19 protein-coding genes are annotated in these 22,394 nt (G+C 46.2%); 12 read left to right on the plus strand and 7 right to left on the minus strand.

What is annotated here, in order from left to right; translation table 11 throughout:
- Positions 1-2: 2 nt before the first annotated feature.
- Positions 3-569 (minus strand): Pycsar system effector family protein, encoded by a 567-nt coding sequence (locus ACT6NU_RS09135; RefSeq protein ID WP_445381366.1) that lies wholly within the window; start codon positions 567-569, stop codon positions 3-5.
- A 235-nt stretch (positions 570-804) separates the two neighbouring features.
- Here ACT6NU_RS09135 and ACT6NU_RS09140 point away from each other — a divergent pair, with 235 nt between their 5' ends.
- From ACT6NU_RS09140 to ACT6NU_RS09160, 5 genes are all read left to right on the plus strand, one after another.
- The gene (locus tag ACT6NU_RS09140) at positions 805-7,392 is read left to right on the plus strand and encodes a T9SS type A sorting domain-containing protein (RefSeq protein ID WP_445381367.1); all 6,588 of its coding nucleotides are present in this window, start codon (positions 805-807) and stop codon (positions 7,390-7,392) included.
- Positions 7,393-7,454: 62 nt separating this feature from the next.
- Complete coding sequence (locus ACT6NU_RS09145) at positions 7,455-9,026, plus strand: glycoside hydrolase family 32 protein (RefSeq protein ID WP_445381368.1); 1,572 nt, start codon at positions 7,455-7,457, stop codon at positions 9,024-9,026.
- 96 nt (positions 9,027-9,122) lie between these two features.
- Positions 9,123-9,905, plus strand: coding sequence for an MlaE family ABC transporter permease (locus tag ACT6NU_RS09150; protein ID WP_445381369.1), 783 nt, complete (start codon positions 9,123-9,125; stop codon positions 9,903-9,905).
- A gap of 2 nt (positions 9,906-9,907) precedes the next feature.
- A complete protein-coding gene (locus tag ACT6NU_RS09155) occupies positions 9,908-10,690 on the plus strand; it encodes an ABC transporter ATP-binding protein (RefSeq protein WP_445381370.1) in 783 nt (260 codons plus the stop codon).
- Between the two features lie 4 nt (positions 10,691-10,694).
- Entirely contained in the window at positions 10,695-11,678 is a 984-nt protein-coding gene (locus ACT6NU_RS09160) for an MlaD family protein (protein ID WP_445381371.1), read from the plus strand.
- 155 nt (positions 11,679-11,833) lie between these two features.
- On the opposite strand, the gene ACT6NU_RS09165 is transcribed toward ACT6NU_RS09160, so the two are convergent.
- From ACT6NU_RS09165 to deoC, 3 genes are all read right to left on the minus strand, one after another.
- A complete protein-coding gene (locus ACT6NU_RS09165; protein WP_445381372.1) occupies positions 11,834-12,343 on the minus strand; it encodes a nicotinate-nucleotide adenylyltransferase in 510 nt (169 codons plus the stop codon).
- 170 nt (positions 12,344-12,513) lie between these two features.
- Positions 12,514-12,966 carry a DUF2267 domain-containing protein gene (locus ACT6NU_RS09170; protein WP_445381373.1) on the minus strand — a complete coding sequence of 151 codons (453 nt, stop codon included), beginning with the start codon at positions 12,964-12,966 and terminating at the stop codon, positions 12,514-12,516.
- A 93-nt stretch (positions 12,967-13,059) separates the two neighbouring features.
- Positions 13,060-13,740, minus strand: a complete 681-nt coding sequence (gene deoC, locus ACT6NU_RS09175) for a deoxyribose-phosphate aldolase (RefSeq protein WP_445381374.1) — start codon at positions 13,738-13,740, stop codon at positions 13,060-13,062.
- 135 nt (positions 13,741-13,875) lie between these two features.
- Between deoC and ACT6NU_RS09180 the strand changes: the two genes are divergently transcribed.
- Positions 13,876-14,727 carry a universal stress protein gene (locus ACT6NU_RS09180; protein WP_445381375.1) on the plus strand — a complete coding sequence of 284 codons (852 nt, stop codon included), beginning with the start codon at positions 13,876-13,878 and terminating at the stop codon, positions 14,725-14,727.
- Positions 14,728-14,737: 10 nt separating this feature from the next.
- Positions 14,738-15,592, plus strand: coding sequence for a universal stress protein (locus ACT6NU_RS09185; protein ID WP_445381376.1), 855 nt, complete (start codon positions 14,738-14,740; stop codon positions 15,590-15,592).
- Here the strand turns inward: ACT6NU_RS09185 and ACT6NU_RS09190 are convergent.
- Positions 15,589-16,449, minus strand: a complete 861-nt coding sequence (locus tag ACT6NU_RS09190; RefSeq protein ID WP_445381377.1) for a universal stress protein — start codon at positions 16,447-16,449, stop codon at positions 15,589-15,591. The two genes, ACT6NU_RS09185 and ACT6NU_RS09190, sit on opposite strands and share 4 nt — an antisense overlap.
- Before the next feature lie 185 nt (positions 16,450-16,634).
- Between ACT6NU_RS09190 and pta the strand changes: the two genes are divergently transcribed.
- Both pta and ACT6NU_RS09200 read left to right on the plus strand, forming a co-directional pair.
- The gene (gene pta, locus ACT6NU_RS09195) at positions 16,635-18,731 is read left to right on the plus strand and encodes a phosphate acetyltransferase (RefSeq protein ID WP_445381378.1); all 2,097 of its coding nucleotides are present in this window, start codon (positions 16,635-16,637) and stop codon (positions 18,729-18,731) included.
- A gap of 24 nt (positions 18,732-18,755) precedes the next feature.
- Positions 18,756-19,940, plus strand: a complete 1,185-nt coding sequence (locus tag ACT6NU_RS09200) for an acetate/propionate family kinase (protein ID WP_445381379.1) — start codon at positions 18,756-18,758, stop codon at positions 19,938-19,940.
- A 37-nt stretch (positions 19,941-19,977) separates the two neighbouring features.
- Here the strand turns inward: ACT6NU_RS09200 and ACT6NU_RS09205 are convergent, their stop codons facing one another.
- Both ACT6NU_RS09205 and ACT6NU_RS09210 read right to left on the minus strand, forming a co-directional pair.
- Entirely contained in the window at positions 19,978-20,385 is a 408-nt protein-coding gene (locus tag ACT6NU_RS09205; RefSeq protein WP_445381380.1) for a hypothetical protein, read from the minus strand.
- 14 nt (positions 20,386-20,399) lie between these two features.
- Positions 20,400-21,170 carry a sigma-70 family RNA polymerase sigma factor gene (locus ACT6NU_RS09210; protein ID WP_445381381.1) on the minus strand — a complete coding sequence of 257 codons (771 nt, stop codon included), beginning with the start codon at positions 21,168-21,170 and terminating at the stop codon, positions 20,400-20,402.
- 295 nt (positions 21,171-21,465) lie between these two features.
- Between ACT6NU_RS09210 and ACT6NU_RS09215 the strand changes: the two genes are divergently transcribed.
- The 3 genes from ACT6NU_RS09215 to ACT6NU_RS09225 are packed head-to-tail and all read left to right on the plus strand — an operon-like array spanning position 21,466 to position 22,371.
- The gene (locus ACT6NU_RS09215) at positions 21,466-21,795 is read left to right on the plus strand and encodes a YtxH domain-containing protein (protein ID WP_445381382.1); all 330 of its coding nucleotides are present in this window, start codon (positions 21,466-21,468) and stop codon (positions 21,793-21,795) included.
- Between the two features lie 5 nt (positions 21,796-21,800).
- Positions 21,801-22,154, plus strand: a complete 354-nt coding sequence (locus ACT6NU_RS09220) for a hypothetical protein (RefSeq protein ID WP_445381383.1) — start codon at positions 21,801-21,803, stop codon at positions 22,152-22,154.
- On the plus strand, positions 22,147-22,371 hold the full coding sequence (locus ACT6NU_RS09225) for a hypothetical protein (RefSeq protein WP_445381384.1): 225 nt from the start codon (positions 22,147-22,149) through the stop codon (positions 22,369-22,371). Before ACT6NU_RS09220 ends, ACT6NU_RS09225 begins: the two co-directional genes overlap by 8 nt.
- The last annotated feature ends 23 nt before the right edge of the window (positions 22,372-22,394 follow it).

The raw sequence follows: 22,394 nt of genomic DNA on the forward strand, positions 1-22,394 counted from the left end.
TCCTAGAATATAAAGGCCTGTGCAATTATCGTCAGGGCACCCACAAACATAGGTATAAAGCTAAATACCAGATTGCGGACCGAATTATTCACATCACTGAATTTTTTTGAGGCAATCAGGGAATTTACATAGATCTGTTCCCCTAACTGAGCGTAAAGTTCCTGTTCATCCAGGAGTAGCTCGTGAAATTTTTTGGCAAAGGACTCAATATTGCCATACTTCGTAATAACATCGTGAAAAAAGAACATATTCTTATCAAATTTTGTCTCAATCTGCGGTAAGAAACACTTAAAACTGTAGTAGATGGACCTCGCCACAAAAAAAACAAAGATTGCCAAAACTGCAATCAGGAAGTAATTGAGTTTAAAATCGGTCTCCATATTGGTTACTACCTCGAAAATAACCCCCAGCAACAAGCCGTAGAAGGAGATTATCAAACCGGCCTTAATTTCTGAAGAGCGGTTCAGGCCAACTATGTACTCAATGGAAGACCAGTATACCTCCAGTTTATCTTCCGGGGTTAACTTTTCTAGAGGTTCCTTTAACTTTTTTCGTTTTTGTTCCTGCATAACGGCCCTAAGTTAGTAAAATATTGGAAGGAACTTCAAGGGAATAAACATGCTAACTTGGGTGGAAACACACTATTGTGTAAGGCACGGCCTACAAAGTAATATTAATCAGGTTTATATTTTGCAATTAGCCCTATCAACTCGGTTTATTTCGTATATTTAAGCTACCCCAAAAGTTTCCCCGTTATTTCATTGACCTGCAAAATTAATCTTTTAAAGAATTAATTCTGTCATTATGAAAACAAACGGGCCAACCAATTGTCTTTTCCCCCTATTTAAGAAGCGTTCATTTACCAATCTTTTCTTGCTGTTAATTTGTCTGACCGGTTTTCAGGCCGTGGCTCAGAATTATGAGACTACAGGGGCATCCACCAACTGGAACGACCCTGCAGCATGGATCTGCTCAGGAGGGGGATGTAATAGCAGACCCTTTCCGAACCGAAACGTATCCGGTTCCACCATTACCATCAACCACGATATCAATTATACGGACAACCAGCCCATCAATCTGGGCAACCGATCTACATTGATAATAAACGGTGCCAATTTTATGAACAGTAGCAACCTGAATGTTGCTGCCGGGTCACTAGTTCAGGCAAACCGGGCTTTTGTAAGCATTGGACCCGGGGTCCTGAATGTAGATGGGCGAATTGAACTTACCAACGCCATCTTTGAGAAAGATGGCAATGTTGTGAATAACAATGTAATAAGCTTAAATAATGCCTGTTATACCCTGCTTTCTGGTAACTTTAATAACTACGGCACCCTGTCTGGGGTAGGCGGCATTAAAGTACTGGCCGGGAATACCAATAATTTTGCAAGCTGGGGTGCAGATGTCCTGTACTACTATTCCGGAAACGGTACGGGCCTGCCAGGGACACCCAGTACCATAGAGGATGTTGATGTAATTTGCAACTGTGCCCTCAGTAACGTGGGGGATACAGCTCCGGTTGTGGACGCCACTGCCCGAACAACTTTTTGTTCGGACGAAACGGTTCCCGCCCTTGATACCTTTATTAGCAGTCCGACTCCTGCAGCAACCCAGCTACTCTGGAGTACCAACGGGGATCCCTTTGCAGTAAACGAACGCCTTACCCAGGCTGAAGCCGCAACCCCGGGACCCGGAACCTATTTTGGATTTTTCTTTGACGCACTGAATAATTGCGCCAGTCCTGTGGCTACATTAAGTATTTCCGTTAATACTGAACTCACTGTTGAGGTAAATAGCGAGTCTATTTATCAGGGGGAAAGTGTAACTCTTACGGCAACCCCGGCCGGGGGTAACGGGAACTACAGTTATCAGTGGAGTACTGGAGAAACCACAGAGAGCATTACAGTGAGCCCGGAGAACACTACAGAGTATACTGTTACAGTCAATGATGATTTCAATACAGTGGCAGGTACCATATGTAGCAGTTCTGCCATCAGTACAATAGCAGTAAACCCTGCCATTACGGTAGCGGTAAACAGTGCTTCCATCTACCAGGGCGAAAGTGTTACCCTTGTAGCAAGCCCTGACGGGGGCAACGGAAACTACAGTTACCTCTGGAGTAACGGGGCAGCTACTCAGAGCATTACGGTTAGCCCTGAATTGAGTACGGATTATTCGGTAACGGTTAGCGACGACTTTGTTACGACCACAGGTACGGTTTCCAGTGGAAGTGGAAGTGGTACGGTAACGGTAAACCCTACCATTACAGTAACGGTCAACAGTGCTTCGATCTACCAGGGGGAAAGCGTTACCCTTACGGCAAGCCCTGAAGGGGGCAACGGGAACTACAGTTACCTTTGGAGCAACGGAGCAGATACCCCAAGCATAACTGTGAGCCCGGAAACAACTACGGAATATACTGTAACGGTTAGTGATGATTTTGTAACCACCTCTGGAACGGTTTCCAGTGGAACTGAAACTGCTACGGTAGCTGTTAATCCTACTATTACAGTCACGGTCAACAGCGAATCGATTTGCCAGGGAGATAGCGCCACCCTTGTGGCGGTTCCTACAGGCGGGGATGGCAATTATACGTATTTATGGAGTAATGGAGCAACCACATCGAGTATTACAGTAGCTCCCGGAATCAATACAACCTATAGCGTAACGGTTCGGGACGGCTTTACAACCACTACCGGGACGGTACCCGAGGCAAGTGCAGAAAGCCAGGTAACTGTAAACAACTGCGACATAGATCCGGGATACGAATTTTTCGCCCTGAAAACCGAAAGTTGTATCGGGGCAGCCTTGCTAACGCTTTATGAGACTTACGATCCTATTTTAAAGGAATTCAATGAATTTCTCTATCGCGTTGCAGACGACCGCGTACGAATCGAAATTGTGGTGCAGGGTGATGCTGCTACATATAATAGCTTAAAAGCGACCCTTCAGGCCGATTACGGTATAAATAGCTTTATAGTATCTGAGTCTGAAGACCTGCAGACAAACCTGCGGGTACTAACGGTTGATTTTGAAATTGCGGAACTTCCTAACCTATGTAATTACCCGGAGATAAACCAGGTTTATGCCAGTATTCCTGCAGTTAACAATATTGGTCTGGTAGATAACCAGGGAGATTTTGCCCAGAATTCGGACCTGGCCCGTCTGGGTTGGTCCCTGTCAGGTACCGGACTTAAAATTGGGGTTATTTCCGATAGTTTTAATAAGTTATTGGGGTACCAGGACAATATAAATTCCGGGGATCTGCCACCAAACATAACCCTTGTAGGGGGAGATTTGACCCTAGGGGGTAGTGATGAAGGCCGAGCGATGATGCAGCTTATTCACGATGTGGCCCCCGGAGCCGAACTGTATTTCGCAACGGGCTTTGAATCCAAAGGGGATATGGCCAACAGGATTACTGCCCTGGCCGATCCACTGGGGCCTGATGTGGATTTTATAGTGGATGACATCACCTATATTAATTCTACCTATTTTAAAGATGGGGTTTTGGCGCAGGCCGTAGAAGATGCTATTGGCAATGGCGTTCAGTATTTTACCTCAGCGGGTAATTTCTCGGACCGCTCTTATGAAGCAACCTTTACCCCGGCAGCGTCACCAAATAACGATGAACACGATTTTCAGGGGCCGGGAACCTATCTGCAGCGACTCGATCTGGGAGTAGGTGTATACATTATTGGCCTGCAATGGGAAGACAATATTTATTCCCTGGATGCAGTAGGTGCCGAAGTAGACCTCGATTTCTACCTGACGGACGCCAATGGGAACAAACAATACGGCTTTAACCGGAATAACCTGGGGGCCGACCCTATAGAAATCATGCCATTTGTTGTTAAGGATTCCACTACCACTTACCTGACGGTTGAAAAAGCTGCAGGTACAGCAAACCCACGGTTTAAATATATTGTTTTCAGGGCTGGAGACAGTAATCTATTCGATGCCACCCCGGTTGCTCAGAATTCCACCGTTTTTGGGCATGCCAATACGCCTAACGTAACGGCAGTAGGTGCAGTAAGATATGATAACACACCTTATGCAGGGAACCCACTTGCAGCACAGCAGTCGTCTTCACCGGGGGGCTTGTTGGTCAATCAGGTGAACCGGCAACAGCCGACCCTGATGGCACCTACCGGAGTTAATAATACCTTTTTCGGGTTTGACTATGAAGGAGACGGTCTGCCAAACTTTTTTGGAACCTCTGCTTCGGCCCCTCTGTTAGCTGCAGGTGCAGCTCTGGTTGAAGAGGCCAAAGGTAAATTTTTGGATAACCCGGCAGACCCAGCCTTTAATACCAGAGATCTGCTAATTAATACTGCAGCCGATATGGAAACTCCGGGATGGGATCCAAAAACCGGCTTTGGTTTTGCCTATATAGATGCCGCGGTTGCTTCTTTCTCCAATGCATCTCCCAACCTCATACGGTTTAACCTGCAAAATCTGGACACCAACATTTACCAGCCCGGGGAAATTGAATTTGATCTGATCGTTGAGGGGAACTCCTTTAGCGAAGATTCCTATGTAGTATTCAGAGACTCAATTCTGCCGACTACCTTTGAAAGTGATACAACCCTGGTAGTAACGGTCCCAACCTTTGAATTTGCCAATCCGCCCATTTATGTGTTAACGCCATCCAAGACTGACGAATTTGGCAATGTTATCACAAATGGTACGGACGGGGGGAGTTCAGACACCCTGAATATTTTGGATATTCAGCCTGTAGAAGTGGTTTTGAAACCGGACAATACCTCCCGCTTTTATGCCACTCCGAACCCCGATCCCGGCTCCCTGACCTGGACGGCAACCAAAATAGACCCGGCTACGCAGTCCCCGGTTTCCCTTACACAAGCCGAAATAGATTTATTGGCCCCATCTGTAACGTTGAGCATCCCGGATGCGGTTCCAAATTCCAATGTAGGGATTTATGAAATAAGCCTCTCACTCGATGAACTGACACTGGATACCGGCCTGCAGGAAATCTATACTTTTATAATTGATCCTGGTATCCTTACGGTAGACCCTATGCCGGTAACTATCACCCCTGTAATCAGCCCTCCGGAAGGTGCAACTAGTATTGTATACGGAGATGGAGTGCCAGTGATTACCTATGATTACGCCTATGGGATACCCGGAGGCACAGGAGTTACGGTTGACGGGGCTACCACAGGTACTTTTGAAACCCAGCATGTAAACGGCCTCGGTTTTGCCAATGGCCTTGGTTTTGTAAATGGTGGCCTTGGTTTTGCCAACGGAGGCCTTGGCTTTGCCAATGGAGAGGAATTACTGATAAATGGGCTTGGCTTTGCCAATACCAGTTTTTGGGTCTCAGAATCTACCATTGCCAGTGCCACTGACTTTCTGAGTAACGGCCTGGGCTTTGCCAATGGGGAAGATGCCACAGGGCAAAAGCTAATAGACTTTGGGGTGGATCTGTTCAACCCTGTTGATATTGAAAACGAAATCATTACCACCTCCACCATTACCAACGGCCTGGGGATGGTAAGTGGCTTAGGTTTTGCCAATGGCTTAGGTTTTGCTAACGGAGGCCTTGGATTTGCCAACGGCCTTGGTTTTGCTAACAACACTGTATACGTTAACGGTCTTGGCTTTGCCAATGGCGGTCTTGGTTTTGCAAATGGTTTGGGCTTTGCCAATGGCGGTCTTGGTTTTGTTAATAGTGATGACTTTAATACCGTCCTGTCAGCATTTGAAAATTCCCTGGTCCTCTTCAATGTGGAGGATGACCTTTCAGACACGGAGCCTGGCGAGATCATATTGGTTTATCCTATTACAGTCCTTACGGGATTGGGAGCAGGACCCCAATGGGTAATACCAGGGACCATAATAGACGATAATTATGTGGTTTATTCCCAGCCTGCGCCATTTATAGTGGAAGCGGCCATGCTGCAGATAACTACAGAAGATGTAACGGCAGAGTATGGTACCCTTCCTTCAGAATACACTATTAATCAGGCGGACTTGGATCCTCAATTCAGGTACTTGGATACCTTCGGGGATGTATTTCCCAATGGGTTGACTGTTGGAGTGGATTGTACGGATTGTGGGGTTTCGGCTAGCCCTTATGTGGTGACTGCCACCTCAGGCGAAAATCCTTCAAACTATAATTTACAGTTCAATAATACGGGGCTGCTAACTGTAGAGCCCTTTGAAGTGACAGCAACTGTAGGCGACGGAACCATAACCTATGGAGATCCGGGTCCTCTGGACTTCGAAATCACCCTTAGCCGGCAAAATGACCCGGCATGGAACGGTATTTTGCCTTATTCACAAACCGTGACGGATATTTTCGGGACCTATTCATTTAGCCCCGATGATGGCTGTAATTTAGGGGAGCCTTTGATTCCGGGGACCAATGACTATGCTCTGAGTCTTGTTCCCGGGATAACGAACCCGAACTATAGTACTACAACGGTTCCAGGAACGCTTACCGTGAATCAGGCCCCCCTCGATCTTAGGGTGGAAGGTATTGCCTGGATAAACCAAGGAGATGCCACCCCCGGCAGCTTCGATTTTGTTGTGAGTGCGGCAAACAATACGATATTATGCCCTTCCGATCCGGATCCTGGTCTTAGTAACTTTACATTTACAATCTATCAAAATGGGGTTCCGGTTATCGCAAACCCACTGCCCGCAGGTACCTATCAGGTAGGTATTGAGGGAAGTGTCTCCCTGCCGGCAGGTTATGAGAATTATTACCTGCGTGAAACTACCGAGTTTGGTACCCTGGTGGTTAACCCTCTTGTAGGCTGTAATGACCGTATTACACTTTCGGATATCTGCAAAACGGATTTAGGCCCAGGAATGGTAGAAGTATGCTTCACATACGTGAATTCGACTGCATTTGACATTTACATTCCTTACGACACCCGGGAAAACCAATTCAAGGGGCGAAGCAATATTTTGGGTGGAGATACGCCTCCATCGTTGTTCCCGGCCAATACGACGGGTCAGATCTGCCTTATCACAAACGGGGACGACATTCAATGGCAGGTAATCACTCCGGGCTGTAATAGTGCCTCCAAGTCCGCTAACGGCTCCAATGCAGACCCCTGTAGTACCAGCTTTACGGCAGACCTGACGCAGATGGAGAGTAGCACACTCAATACAGAGCCTGTGGCCAACCATTACCCCAACCCGGCCTCTGACTACCTGTACCTGTTTACAGGAGATAGTGAAGCGCCCATTAACGTCTTTATTTATGACGAGGTAGGACGCCTGCTATTTAATAGGGAATATCCGGTGTATGGCCTTAGTGAAGTTTCAGTGGATATAGCCTCCCTGAAGTCCGGTATCCTTTTTGTAAGGACACAGCAGGGAACAAAAGAAGAAGTGTTCAGAATTATCAAGGAATAACACTTCCAAAATTTATATCTTAGGGAATCGGTGTTCTTAGGACCGATTCCCTTTTTTTTGTTATGAACAAAGCATTTATTCTTATCGTATTGCTGCTCTTGTCTTTTTATTCCTGCAAGGAAATACCAAATGACGGGCAGGCTTTGAAATCAGATAACTTTACAGAGACCCACCGTCCGAAATTCCATTTCACCCCGGCGGCAGCCTGGATGAATGATCCCAACGGAATGTACTACCTGGAGGGAACCTATCACCTGAGTTATCAGTACTATCCGGACAGCACCGTTTGGGGGCCTATGCACTGGGGGCATGCATCTTCCAAAGACCTGGTTTCCTGGGAAGAACAAGCGGTCATCCTGTATCCAGATTCCCTCGGTTATATATTTTCCGGATCTGCGGTAGTAGATACCCAAAACACTTCTGGTTTTGGTTCAAAGGATTCCATACCGGTAGTGGCCGCCTTTACGCACCACGACCCTGAGGGGGAACAGGCAGGGAGTCAGGATTTCCAATACCAAAGCCTGGCCTATAGTATCGATAAAGGCTATAGCTGGACCAAATACGAAGGGAACCCCGTATTGAAAAACAATACCGGAATACGGGATTTTCGGGATCCGAAACTCATTTGGCATTCCGAAACCTCTCAATGGATCATGGCCCTGGCGGTTTACGACCGGGTACAGTTCTACGGCTCGGTAAACCTGAAGCAGTGGCAGTACCTTTCTGAATTCGGGATTGAGGGGGATACCCGCCTCTGGGAATGCCCGGATCTGTTTCCGCTTAAGATTGCAGACGGCGAAGAAACCAAATGGGTTCTAATTGTATCCATACAACAGCAGGGCCCCAATGGAGGCACCGGAACTTCCTATTTTATCGGGGATTTTGACGGGACTACCTTCACTGCAGAAACCAATCAGCAGTGGCTGGATTGGGGGGCAGACAATTACGCCTTTGTAACCTGGGACAATGCCCCTTTAGACCAAAGCCGGCGTTTGGGGATTGGTTGGATGAGCAACTGGCAGTACGCACAGGAAGTCCCTACTAAAAAATGGCGCTCCGCCATGACAGTACCAAGGGAATTAACCTTGCACAGGGATGATGACCGCTATTACCTGAAGTCACTACCGGTTGAAGCATTAAGAAAATTGCGTTCGACGAAAACGAATATCCCACCCGAAGTTATAAGCAATGAAAAAGAACTGCAGGGAAATTTCCGGGTTTCCCAATCTGAGATGGAGCTGCTCATAGACCTGGATAAAACCACTTCAAACGAATTTGGCATCACCTTTTATAATGAAGAAGGGGAAGCATTGAAAGTGGCTTTTTACCCTGGCGAGAACATGATGCAAGTAGATAGGCAGCAGTCTGGCCCTGAAGGTTTTTCGGATGCTTTTTTTAAGGGCCCGCACACGGCTCCTCTGCAAATGCAGGGCGGGGTACTGGATCTTCAATTCCTTTCGGATGTAACCTCCCTGGAGCTGTTTGCCCTGGAGGGAGCTCTTAATTTTACGGATATCTTTTTTCCTTCCAGTCCCTATTCCCGTTTAAAAGTATGGTCAAAACAGGGGGATTTGGTTCTCAAAGGGGGAACCGTATACGGCCTGAACAGTTTCCGGGGATATCCCCAGCCCTGAAACTGAGAAATACCCTTATTTTCAACAACTTCCGCTTTACCGGCCTGACAATTGTCATAGCGGGCACAGGGCTTATACACTACTTTTAGTAGTGGTATGGCACAGGCGGCATTTATCAAAAACCAGATATACCTCTTTCTCAATGAGATTGGGGAACTTTCCCATTTTGCCGGTCGTTTTTTCAGGGAAGTAGGTCGCCCGCCTTTTGAAATCCGCGAGTTTTTCAGGCAGTGCTACCAAATGGGAAACCGCTCGCTAATGCTGGTACTGGTCACCTGTTTTATCATTGGAATGGTGCTTACCCTCCAATCCCGCCCCACCCTCATGGAATTCGGGGCTGAGTCCTGGATGCCGAATATGGTGGGTATTTCCATAGTCCGTGAAATAGGACCTGTTTTAACCGCCCTGATATGTGCGGGCCGAATAGCTTCCGGAATTGGTGCGGAATTGGGCTCTATGCGGGTTACTGAACAAATTGACGCCATGGAAGTTTCCGGCACCAACCCTTTTAAGTATTTGGTGGTGACCCGTATCCTGGCCACCACCCTGATGTTACCCCTTCTGGTCTTTTTTGGGGACCTTATAGCCCTTTATGGTTCCGCAATGGTTGAAAATTTTAAGGGGGCCATGAGTTATCAGTTCTATTTTGACCGGGTTTTTGAAGCCCTGTCATTCGGGGACCTTATACCGGCAACCATCAAATCCTTCTTTTTTGGGTTTGTTATTGGGCTGGTGGGTTGCTATAAGGGGTATAATTGTAAAAAAGGGACAGCAGGTGTTGGCAAGGCCGCCAATACTGCGGTGGTAACCGCTTCCCTGTTGCTGTTCTTTGTTGACTTTATGGCCGTTTTTGTTTCCGATATCTTTTATGAATTGTAAGTATGGATCAAGAATTGAAATATCGAACCGAATCAGCCGAAACCACCTCAAAGAAGGCCGTCATCGCTATTCGGAACCTGCATAAGAGTTTTGGTTCCACACAGGTACTTAAGGGGTTTAACCTTAGTCTGTACGAAGGGGAAAATCTGGTAGTGATGGGCAAATCCGGTTCCGGGAAATCCGTGATGATCAAATGCCTTATTGGCCTTATACAGGCTGATGCGGGACAGATTGAAGTACTGGGGCAGGATATTTTAAAACTCAACCGGACCGAGCTGGACCATTTGCGTTCGGATGTGGGATTCCTGTTTCAGGGCAGTGCTTTATACGATTCCATGACCGTAAGGGAGAATCTGGAATTCCCCATGCGGCGCCACCGGCAGAAGTTGGGCACATTTAAAGATACCCTGCCACTGGTGGAGGAGGCACTTGAGAATGTTGGTCTTAAACACGCAATTGACCTGATGCCGGCCGAATTGTCCGGTGGGATGAAGCGCAGGGTTGCCCTGGCCCGTACCCTTATCCTCAAGCCCAAGGTGATCCTCTATGACGAGCCTACCAGCGGCCTGGATCCGATTACCTCTAAGGAAATTATCAATCTGATGCGGAGGATTCAGCATACTTATGGTACCTCATCCTTGATAATCACGCATGATGTGGATTGTGCACGGGTCATTTCCGAAAGAATTGTGCTCCTTGTTGATGGTATTAATTATGCGGAAGGATCCTATGAAGCATTATCGGCAAGTCCGGATCCTAAAATAGAAGCATTCTTTAAAAAATAAAGAGATGAAAAACGAAACGGGTACTTATGTTAAGCTGGGACTGTTTGTAATTGCGGGAAGTATCATCTTGATGGTTGGCGCTTATATGTTGGGTAACCAACAGAATATGTTCAGCAAAACCTTTGAAATCACCACTCGTTTCAAAAATGTAAACGGCCTGCAGGAAGGGAATAATGTCCGGTTTTCAGGAATTCAGGTGGGAACCGTAAGTAAGATAGTCATGGAAAATGATACCAGTGTACGGGTCCATATGATCATTGAAGAAACCATCCGGCAGCACCTTCGTAAAAACGCCGTGGCCATGGTGGGCTCAGACGGCCTGGTGGGGAGCATGCTTATAAACATCGTTCCGGGAAAAGGTTCAGCAGCAGCAATAGCAGAAGGGGATACCATTCAGAGTTACAGCAGGATTACTACCCAGGATATGCTCACTACCCTGAATGTGACAAATGAGAATGCTGCATTATTAACTTCAGACCTTCTCAAAATTACCGGAAACCTTAAAAATGGGTCTGGGGTACTGGGCCATTTGATGAACGACAGTCTGATGGCAAAGGATCTGCGGGAAGGCCTGCACAATCTGAATGCAGCTTCACGACAGGCAGTTCATACCCTCAACCAGATGAACCGGATGATTGCAGATATGAATTTTGAAGAAAGTGCCGCTTCTCTTATCCTCAGCGATACGGTCTTTAGAAAACAAATAGAAGACATCGCAGCCAGCCTGGATAGTTCAAGCAGAGATATACGGCAATTAAGCGGAGAGTTAAAAACCCTAACGGCCAACATAAATGAAGGGGAAGGTACCCTTGGGATGATACTAAAAGATTCTTTAATGGCTGATCAGTTTCGCCACACCCTGAAATACCTGGACTCCGGGATGGTAAAGTTTGATCAGAATATGGAGGCCCTGCAACACAATTTTCTGACCCGAAGGTATTTCCGAAAAATGGCCCGTAAGGAAGCCAGGGAAAGTAATAAGCAATAAATAACCAACATAAAAAACCGCCCCGGTATGAACCCGGAGCGGTTTCCGACAGATAAAATGACTAAAAATTCAGCCCTGTCTGTGGCTTAAAAATGGTAATCGGAAGTTAAAAAAACACTGACATGCAAAATACCCCGTAACCTATCCGCCTCTTATTAGAGGAAATTACCATTTTCATCCATTTTCACTCTCAATTTTTTATCCCCGTTTTCGAGGGTAAGTTTGTATTTTTTGTCCACTCCTTTGGCTTCGTGGTAATAAACCACGTAGGCATCTTCAGTAATCGTCCATCCGGGGAACCGATCCATCACAGCTTCCTTAACAGATGTTGGAAGATTGACGTTTTTGAATCGTTCAACGGTGCGGATTATTTTACCATCCTTATTGTAGGCGGCCAAAATTTTTCCCTCAGGGATATAGAAATTGATTTGATAGTAATCATAGTCATCCTGATAATAGTCGGAATCCTTTAAATTGAAAGCAGCCACTTTCTTTTGCAGCATTTCAACGGGGATAGCAGCTGGTTCCTCAGAATTCATGCTATTCAGGTATTTGTAATTGGTAGCATAAACGGTTACCTCGGAGAGTTTTTCCGTTTTGATAATTTGTGCGACAGCAGGGCCGGTCAACCCTAAACATAACAGACCTAAAACAATTTTTTTCATGGTAATAGCATTTTACAGTTAATAATTCCCAATAATGGGCACTTATTAAAACTACCATTCAATGTGCAGTAAGACAATGACCTGTATCAGCCGCGGCAGATCATTGAGGCAGGTTACCGCAAAAGGGTATAAAATGATCCGGGTTATCCCATCGCCGGTTCCTTTCAGGTTTAGAACATGAGATTGGAATAGATCATGAATTTCAGGTCTTTGGGAAGCGAGTCCCTGATATCCTCCAGTTCCCCGAGGGATACGTATCTCCTTAAAAACATAAAGGTGAGTTGCAGGTACTTTTCTACTTCTTCGTCCTCGTCGCCAAAATCGTTGGCCGCGGCGCCTCGCTGATGCGTTCTGAGCAGTTCAATAAATTCTTCCATCCTCCTGATTTTCTGTGGGCGCCTCCTGCCGGACCATCCATTTGCATAGACGGCCTTCAGGAACATGGGGAGCTGGGCCATAAATTGAAGGGATTCCGCGAAGGGTATTATATCTCGCAGTGAATGCAGGATTGCGGAAAGCATCCGCCCTGCTTTGTCGTAATCATTACCAAGGCCCAGATGTTCTGTATAGGCTTTGATGAAGGTGTTTCCTTCTGTTGCGTACTGGTTAAAATTCAGAGACATGATCTTTGCTTTTAAATGAAACTAAAGCAAAGTTCTGTGTTTGCATCAAGGTCTGAAATGATTTGGATCATCGCCGGGACATACCGGGCACTTTTAATTCTTGGCTTCTTGCTGCTCAGCCATAATGATTTTTAATCCGGAAGAGGTGCCAATTCTGCTGGCTCCGGCAGCAATAAAGGCCCTGGCTGTTTCCAGGTCCCGAATACCTCCTGAAGCTTTTACCTGCAGGTGATTTCCAACGATTTCCTTCATGAGCCGCACGTCCCTGAGGGTTGCCCCGCCGGGCCCGAAGCCGGTAGAGGTCTTTACAAAATTCCAGCCGTGTTCAGCGGCCAGTTCACAGCAGTGAATTATTTCATCCCGCTTGAGATAAGCCGTTTCTAGAATAAGCTTTAAGCTGGCTTCAGGGGCTATGGCGCGAAGTAAAAGGAGTTCTTCCCCAATCTTTTCCCAGTGGGCAGACTTGATCCACCCCAGGTTTACAACAATGTCTAATTCCGCTGCTCCTTGTTTTAGGTAGGTTTCAGCCTCGAAGGCTTTTACAGCGGCGGGTGTAGCCCCTAATGGAAAACCACAGACCACGGCCAATAGGACCGGAGTGCCCTGCAAGAGGGATTGTGCCAGGGGCAGATAACTCCCATGGACACAAACCGCTTTAAAATTGTGTTTTATGGCTTCGGCGCACAGTTTTTCAATGTCGGAAACCGTTGCATCCGGGCGAAGGAGGGTATGATCGATAAAGGACGCAAGTGAGGTTTGACTGGAATCAGGCATGGACAAGGTTTTGTTTTATCCTAAAATAAGGAATATCGTCCATAACCGGCTACAGTTTCCTTACAAGGACTGACAGATATCATGGCAGGTGATGTTAATCAGATTTAACTTTAGATACCTTCAATATACCATGCGATGAAAAATATTTTAATCCCTACCGACTTTTCTAACAATGCCTGGCATGCCATAGCCTATACGGTTAACCTCTTTAAAGAAGAGACCTGTAACTTCTTCCTGCTGCATACCTATTCCCCGGCTTTCTACCGTCTGGATTATGTAATGGGCGGGCCTGAATTCAGTGCCATTCCAGACGTTGGGGTGGATATATCGGTTATGGGGCTTGAGAAGACTCTGGAAGACCTGAAAAAACACCACTACAACCCGAGGCATCGGTATGAAACCATTTCATCTTTCAATACACTCACGGATGAAATAGCTGAATTGGTGAATAAAAAGCAATTGGATCTTATCGCCATGGGAACCAAAGGAGCCAGCGGAGTAAAGGAATTGTTTCTGGGCTCTAATACAGTCTTTGTGATCCGTAAAGCCATAATTCCGGTAATGGCCATTCCTGAAAAGGTTAGCTATCACCCCATAAGGAACATCTTATTCCCCAGCGATTACCAAAACAGATATCGAAGGGAAGATTTGGCAGCGGTACTGCAGCTGGCCCGCATGCATGACTCAAATATCATACTATTACATGTTAAGGAGGAACCGGAGCTTAGCGATACGCAGAAAGATAACAAAGCCCATCTGGAGCGATGCATGGAAGAAATACCATACCAGACCTGTGAAGTGTCTGATGCGGATATGCCGGATGCCATCCTTAAATATATTGACGAGCACGCCATAGATTTACTGGTGATGATGAACAAGCACCACTCCTTTTTTAATCGGCTGCTTACCCGCCCCAACCTGGATCGGATCGGGTTTCATGTATCCATTCCTTTACTGGTAGTCCCGGATTCCACTGATAAAGAATAAAACAATTCCCATGAAAACAATCCTGATCCCCACAGACTTTTCAAGAAATGCCTGGAACGCCCTTTTCACGCTACTAAAGCTATTTACGCACCAGCAGGCCCGCATCCTGATACTGAATACTTACGAGCCACAACTTGCCAATCTTCTCGGCGATCGTTCCGAATTGCGACTGGGGGCTATCTATGAGTCATTGGGAAAAGAATCCCGGGAGCAGATGCAGGATTTGCTCGGGTATCTGCAGCAAAATCACCATAATCCCAGGCATCAGTTTGAGGCGATTCACCGATCAGGGGATTTGTTGCAGGCCCTTCGTGCCCTTACAAATGAGTATCCGGTTGACCTCATAGTAATGGGAACTCAGGGGGCCACAGGGGCCAAAAAGGTATTTCTGGGGAGTAATACGGTGCGCGTACTGAAAGCCATTCGCAATAAACCCCTTTTGGTCGTTCCGGAGGACTTTGATTTTCAACAATTGCGAACAGTGGTCTTCCCGACCGATTATATAAAGTATTACGAACCGTATGAAATAAGTATCCTGCTGGATTTGGTTAAAGTGTGGGATGCCAGGTTACAAATCGTATATGTGGGCTCAGAATTCAAATTGACCTCTAATCAGGAGTCTCATCAGAAATTGCTTTCAGCCAAACTAAAAGGCATCCCCCATAGCTTTGTGAACCAAAAACTAAAGGGGAGCGTAAGTGATACGATCAGAGACTACGCCGAAAACAAGGATGCAGAACTCATCGCGCTCGTTCATTATAAGCACAGTATTCTGGAGGTGTTAACGCATAACCCGGTCTCAAAAAGAATTGCTTTTGAAACCCGGATCCCGCTACTGGTCTTACCCGAATTGAAACGGGATTAGAAGAAAAGGCTTTGCAGGTTTTTTTCATTAAAGCTCAACAGAGGGATACTGCTACTGGAGGCCATGCGTTTTACAGTGTCCCGGTGGAACCATTTTTTCAGCAGTCCTTTTTGTGCCCTTTCAAGCATGGCGATCAGTCCGGCCTGGACTTGTTCGGAATACTGTTTCAGACTACCCGCCACATCGGCTGACTCCAGGACTTCAAATCTGATTTTATCGTAATTGATGCGTTTTTTGAGCATTTCTTTAAACCACTCCATTTGAGAGGCACCGGAGTATTTTTTGTCCATAGAAATATGGATGACCGTGATTTCCGCGTCAAAGGTTTTCGCAAGGGCAATAACCTTTTCAAGTGCCTTGAGGTCTTCTAGTTCAAAATCCGTGGCATAGACCAGCCTTTTAACCCCGTGCAATTCAAAACCACTGGGCACTGTCAGAACCGGGCAGGGGGCCTTTTCAATTAGTTTTTTGGCAGTACTGCCTATAAAGGTATCTTTAATCGCATTTTCACCTTTCATCCCTACAATAATCATCCTTACGTGCCAGTCTGTAGCTTTTGCAATAATGCCCGAATGAACAGACATATTCTCTACCGGGTCAATAATCAGTTCCGGTAGTTTTTTGATGTCGGACAACTGCTTTTCGCAAAAATCGGTCAGCCGCTTTCGTTCTGTGACCAGGGAATCTTTCCGAAGCTCCGGAAAAGTTTGTTCCAGCTGAGTACCCAATATGGTTGGAACATCATAGACGTGGGTGACTACCAACCTCATATTGAGCTGGCGACTTAATGACGCCGCGTATTTAAGCGCACTTTCTGAAGCTTTGGAAAAGTCGGTGGCATATAGAATTGATTTCATAATTATAAAATTTATGTTGATTAAAGGTACTTTTCGGTGGTACAATAACAAATGATTTGTATCATGCAATATGGCGGAAACTCCGAAATGGAGTTATCGAATTGTAAGAACCGAAATGTCTGAAGGCCCTTTTGCTCCTCTGTGGAATGGATTACCTTTGGTCTGACAAGCGCAGTGAACATATTATGAATAAAGCCATCTATATCGCAACCATAGAAGCCAACAGCGGGAAATCTATAGTTTCCCTGGGACTGATGCGATTACTATTGGGAAAAATGGCCCGGGTGGGCTATTTCAGGCCCATCATTAACGACTACCCCAAAGGAAAACGGGATAACCACATAGAGACGGTATTATCCTACTTTCAGATTTCTATGGATTACGAGGAAGCCTTTGCCTGTACCCGTTCCGAAGTGGTTCAGAAGAACAGCAGGAATCAGGAAGATGAGGTGCTCGACCTCATCATAAAAAAATATAAGGCCATTGAGAGCCGGTTTGATTTTGTATTGGTAGAGGGAACAGATTTCAGTGGAGAGGGGGCCATAATTGAGTGGGACATCAATGTCCTGATGGCCAAGAACCTCGGCATTCCAACAATTATTATATCCAGTGGGGTGGGGAAAACGCTTACCGAATTTGTAAATTCCCTGGTGCTGGCCTGTGATTCTTTTAAAGACAAGGGGGTTGAGGTCCTGATGGTGGTTGCCAATAAGATACAGCCTGAAAACAGGGAATTAATACTTGATAACCTGGGCAGGGAGCTTTCCGATACGGTCCTTATCGGGGCGATTCCTGTAAACCCGGTCCTGGGCAATCCGAGTGTTCGCGAAATTTCGGATGCCATTGGCGGGAAGGTGCTTTTTGGTGAAAAGCATCTGGACAACCAGGCTGGCCATTATGGAGTAGGGGCCATGCAGTTGCGGAATTACCTGACCCATCTGGAACAGGATGCCCTGGTTATTACCCCGGGTGACAGGGCCGACATCATACTGGGGGCCCTTCAGGCGAACATCTCCACCAATTATCCCAACGTTTCAGGAATAGTCCTTACCGGCGGCTTAATTCCTGAGGATACTATCATAAAACTCATTGAAGGTCTTTCCGATGTGGTACCCATCATCTCGGTTCCTGACGGCACCTTTTCGGTGACCAACGAGGTAGGGGCCATTCAACCGCAGATATACGCGGCAAACCAGCTTAAAATAGAACATTCCTTAAAGGATTTTTCCAATTATATACCAGAAGATGCCCTGGCAGAACGCCTGATCACATTCAAAGCAAACGGGATTACCCCCAGGATGTTCCAGTACAACCTGCTTAAAAAAGCTCAGGCTGAAAAAAAACATATCGTTCTCCCGGAAGGTATCGATGAACGTATTCTGCGGGCGGCCCGTGACCTGACGGTAAGCCGGGCAGTAGAATTGACCCTGCTGGGAGACCCTCAACTGATAATGCAACGGCTCAATGCGATGAGCCTTGACCTGGATCTGGAACAGGTGCATTTGGTCAATCCCAGAAGTTCAGAACATTTTGAGGCCTATGCAGAAAAACTATACGAATTGCGCAAGCATAAAAATATGGATCTGGCTACAGCCAGAGACCTGATGGCCGATGTTTCCTACTTCGGAACCATGATGGTTTTTCTCGGGCATGCCGATGGGATGGTTTCCGGAGCCATGCATACTACCCAACACACTATTCGGCCTGCATTACAGTTTGTTAAGACCCGCCCCGGGGTATCACTGGTATCTTCAGTCTTTTTTATGTGTCTTCCGGACCGTGTTACCGTATTTGGGGATTGTGCAATCAATCCGAATCCAACAGCTCCGCAACTGGCCGAAATCGCAATTTCCTCAGCAGATACGGCTATTGCATTCGGGATAGAGGCCAGGGTGGCCATGCTATCCTATTCTTCCGGGGCCTCAGGTCAGGGAATTGATGTTGACAAGGTTCGCGAGGCCACCCGTCTGGTAAAAGAGGCCAGACCTGACCTGAAGATAGAAGGCCCTATTCAGTACGATGCAGCGGTTGACCTGAAAGTAGGCAAGAGTAAACTACCCGATTCGGAAGTTGCTGGGAGGGCTACAGTTTTTGTTTTTCCGGATCTCAATACGGGAAATAATACCTATAAGGCTGTGCAAAGGGAAACCGGGGCCCTTGCCATAGGACCCATCCTCCAGGGGCTTAATAAACCGGTTAATGATCTGAGCCGCGGCTGTACTGAGGAAGATATTTTTAATACCGTGGTCATTACCGCCATCCAGGCACAGGAAGGGATATAAAAAACACTGGAATAAGCATATACCATGGGAGTACAAATACTGATACTGAATTCCGGGAGTTCATCCCTGAAATTTCAATTGATTCGAATGCCACAAGAGGAAACCGTATGCAAAGGACTGGTAGAGCGAATCGGCACGGAGAATTCCAGGTTAAGCCTGGACTATGGCGGGCAGACCTACCTGTCTGAAAAGCCTGTTAGCGATCACCGGAACGCCCTGGGAGATATTGTTGAAAACCTGCTGGCACCTGAGCCGGGGATTCTAAAGTCTCCAAATGCCATCAAAGCGGTGGGGCACAGGGTAGTCCACGGAGGGGACCGTTTTTCAGAAACTACACAAATTGATGCCGCTGTTAAAGAGGAAATCGGGAAATTAGCCCATCTGGCACCGCTGCATAACCCGCCTAACCTTTTAGGCATCGAAGTGGCGGAAGCACGTTTTCCCAATGCCCGGCAATTTGCTGTTTTCGACACGGCCTTTCATCAAAGTATCCCGCTAAAGGCCAGAAAATATGCCATTCCTTCAGCCCTGTTTGAGAAACACGGAATACAGGTATACGGGTTTCACGGTACCAGCCATCAATACGTAAGCGGTCAATTGAAACCACTATTGCCCGGGCATCACCGCCTGATCAGTCTGCACCTGGGAAACGGATGCAGTGCAACCGCCATTATAGACGGCAAAAGTGTTGACCACAGCCTCGGGTTTACGCCATCCAACGGGCTGATAATGGGATCGAGAGCCGGGGATATCGATCAGGGCGTAATTTTCTACCTGGTTTCACATTTGGGTTACCCCCTGGAGAAAGTAAAACAGATGCTCAGCAGCGAAAGCGGTATGCTGGGCCTTACAGGATATAGTGACCTGAGGGATATACAAAAGGCTGCCGCATCCGGAGATAGGGATTGCAAACTGGCCCTCGAAATGAATGCATACCGGATCAAGAAGTATATAGGTGCTTATACGGCAGTGATGAATGGGCTGGACGGCCTGGTTTTTACAGCTGGGATAGGCGAACATTCTGCTCTGTTGCGCGCCATGGTCTGTTCCGATATGGAATATCTTGGCATCCGCCTGGATGCTGAAAAAAATCAAAACCCCGGCAAGGGGATACAGGCCCTGCATCATAAAGACTCAAAAGTCAGCATATGGGTGGTGCCTACCAATGAAGAACTTCAAATTGCCAGGGAAGTTTTCCAAAAGCTGTAAGCAGATCCAGCTTCAGGGTGTTCATATGTAGACTGGTTCACCATTTCTTGGCATAGCCAAAGACCATTTTTTTAAACTCCCTGAAATCATTCAGGAATAATTCTATTTTTCCTTTTAGTTTCCGGTGTTGTTCCCTGTAGTTATAGTCAGAAATGCCAGGTTCTCTTTTATTTATTCGGCTCAGTAGTTTTTCATGCCGTATGATCTCCTCAGACAGGTACTCAAATAGCATTTTGTGGACCTGATCCATTTGTTTTAGTATTCGGGAATAGGCATTGTCCGGATAGGTTTCCACAACTCTTCCGGCCAGCAGTTTTTCAAAGAAGCGGGTTTCATCTTTCAGAAATGCGATGGTCTCCAGCCATTCTTTGCTCTCCTGGTGTAATTCCTCGAGGCCGCCCGACAGCAGGTAATCGGAACGAGACACTAATTTTTTTGTTTCCATGGTACTATTATTTATTAATTATCAAACAATTGGTCCTCAAGTGAGGCCCTCATTAGCCTGCGGGCATTTTCAATCATGTCTGAGATAAGCTTTTTTGGCAGGTTTTTTATCATTGATATTTCATCCAGATTAAAGAGCTGTTCGGTTGCCAATTCAAAAACGGAGCGGGTGTCAGCAGGCATGGCATACAAGATGCTCTTTAGAGACTCCTGAATCTTTTCCTTTCCGGGAACTGTTTCCGTAAGGGCCATTAAGTCTTCATGTGCATCATCCAGAAAGATATTCTTCAGCAGATAGTGATGGTTTTTATAGGAAAGATCATCTAATTCCTCCATCATCACCAGATCTCCGTCGCCATCGGTACTAAAAGCTTCTTCCAGGGATTCCATTTCTGCCCGGTAGTAATCATCTATATTGTCATAATTGGTTGCCTCGAAAATTTCCTCCAACTCCATCTCGTCCAGGAGTTTTTCGGCCTGTCTGAATAACCAGGGGTGGAACTCCTCCTTCCGGCTTACTTCGTCCAGATGGTCGTATACTTCTATGAACAACTGGTCGAAAAAATCATCAGGACGGTACTTGTTGTGCGATATCATTCCTTTGGCCAGTGCAAGCCTGAGGCTTCGGGTAATGTATCTTTTGACCTCGGGTAATACACGCAGTAGTTTTTCATTGAAAGCCTTTTGTGCCCCTGAGGCTTTAAGTGCTTTCAGTTCCTCCAGGCTATCCGCCACCAGATGGTGAAATGCGGCCTGGCGTTTGTCGTAAAGAAGCGTGTCTTTCATGGCAGTAGTATTTTGGACCAAAACCTAATTTCGTCAAATAAGGGCAAGAATAAAATGATCTTCATCAGCCGGGTACTTACTTCGTAAATACTATAATTCCCCTCATACGGTCTTTTTTAAGGCCGCTTAAAGAAAGGCTATTTCACATTTCTCCATAATAGTTTAATACTGTGGAAGGAGTTCCTGATAAATCTGATAAGAGCCCGGTCGGGAATGACCCAGGTCATTTCACAGAAGGACCTTCTCAACTAACTTTACTTCTAGATAATTTAGTAATCCTTTAAATCCAGAAGTCATGAAAAACGATAGCGGAACTATTTTCTTAGCATTATTAGGCGGAGCTGCAATAGGCGCTGGCCTGGGTATTTTGTATGCACCTGATGAAGGCAAGAATACCAGAAAAAAAATTAAAAACAGCATTGAGAAAACCGGACATGAAATTACCGAAAGGCTTTCTCATGCCAAAGATGAACTTACCAAGTCTGCCAAAGAAAAAAAAGAGGAATTTGAGCACAAACTGGAAGAAACTCTGAGTCATATGAGCTATAAAGCCGATGACATAATTGCAGGCCTGGAAAGGAAACTGGAAGACTTGCGTAAAAAGAATGCACAACTTCAGAAATAAGCACTATGGAGGCTCCGGCAGTAAAAGATGAGGTATTCAAGGTAGCAGAAGAGGCTCAGTCCTATATTCAATTGAGTACGGAATATATACGATTAAAAGGCTTTAAACTAAGCCTGCAATTCGTCTCCATTCTTGGAAAAATCACTATGGTAGCCCTGTTGGGATTACTCACCTTATTTTTCCTTTCTCTTTCTGCTGCCTGGGCCCTTGGAGCCTGGTCCGGTAGCCTGGTTTACGGTTTTCTATTCATAGGCGGGATTTTTGCAGTATTGACCTTTATAGGCTATCTGCTCAGAGATCGTTTGGAAAAACCATTGCTCAGGGCTTTTTCAGAACTATATTTCAAGGATCATGAATAGTCGGTTTTCAACTTTTGAGGAAATAGATAATCGCTTGAAGATAATTGACCTGCAAAGGCAGATCAGTATCGAGCATATGCGCCTTGCTATACGGGATGCAGGTGCAAACCTTTTGAAAAAGGGTCTGGTCTACAGTATTCGTCCGGCCCTGACCTCCCTGGCATTATCCTGGATGCTTAAAAAAATAAGACAAAAAATCCAGCGCATCGAAGATTAAAAGGCCTGGCCGGCAGCATTTGG

The sequence above is a fragment of the Robiginitalea rubriflava genome, assembly GCF_052540725.1.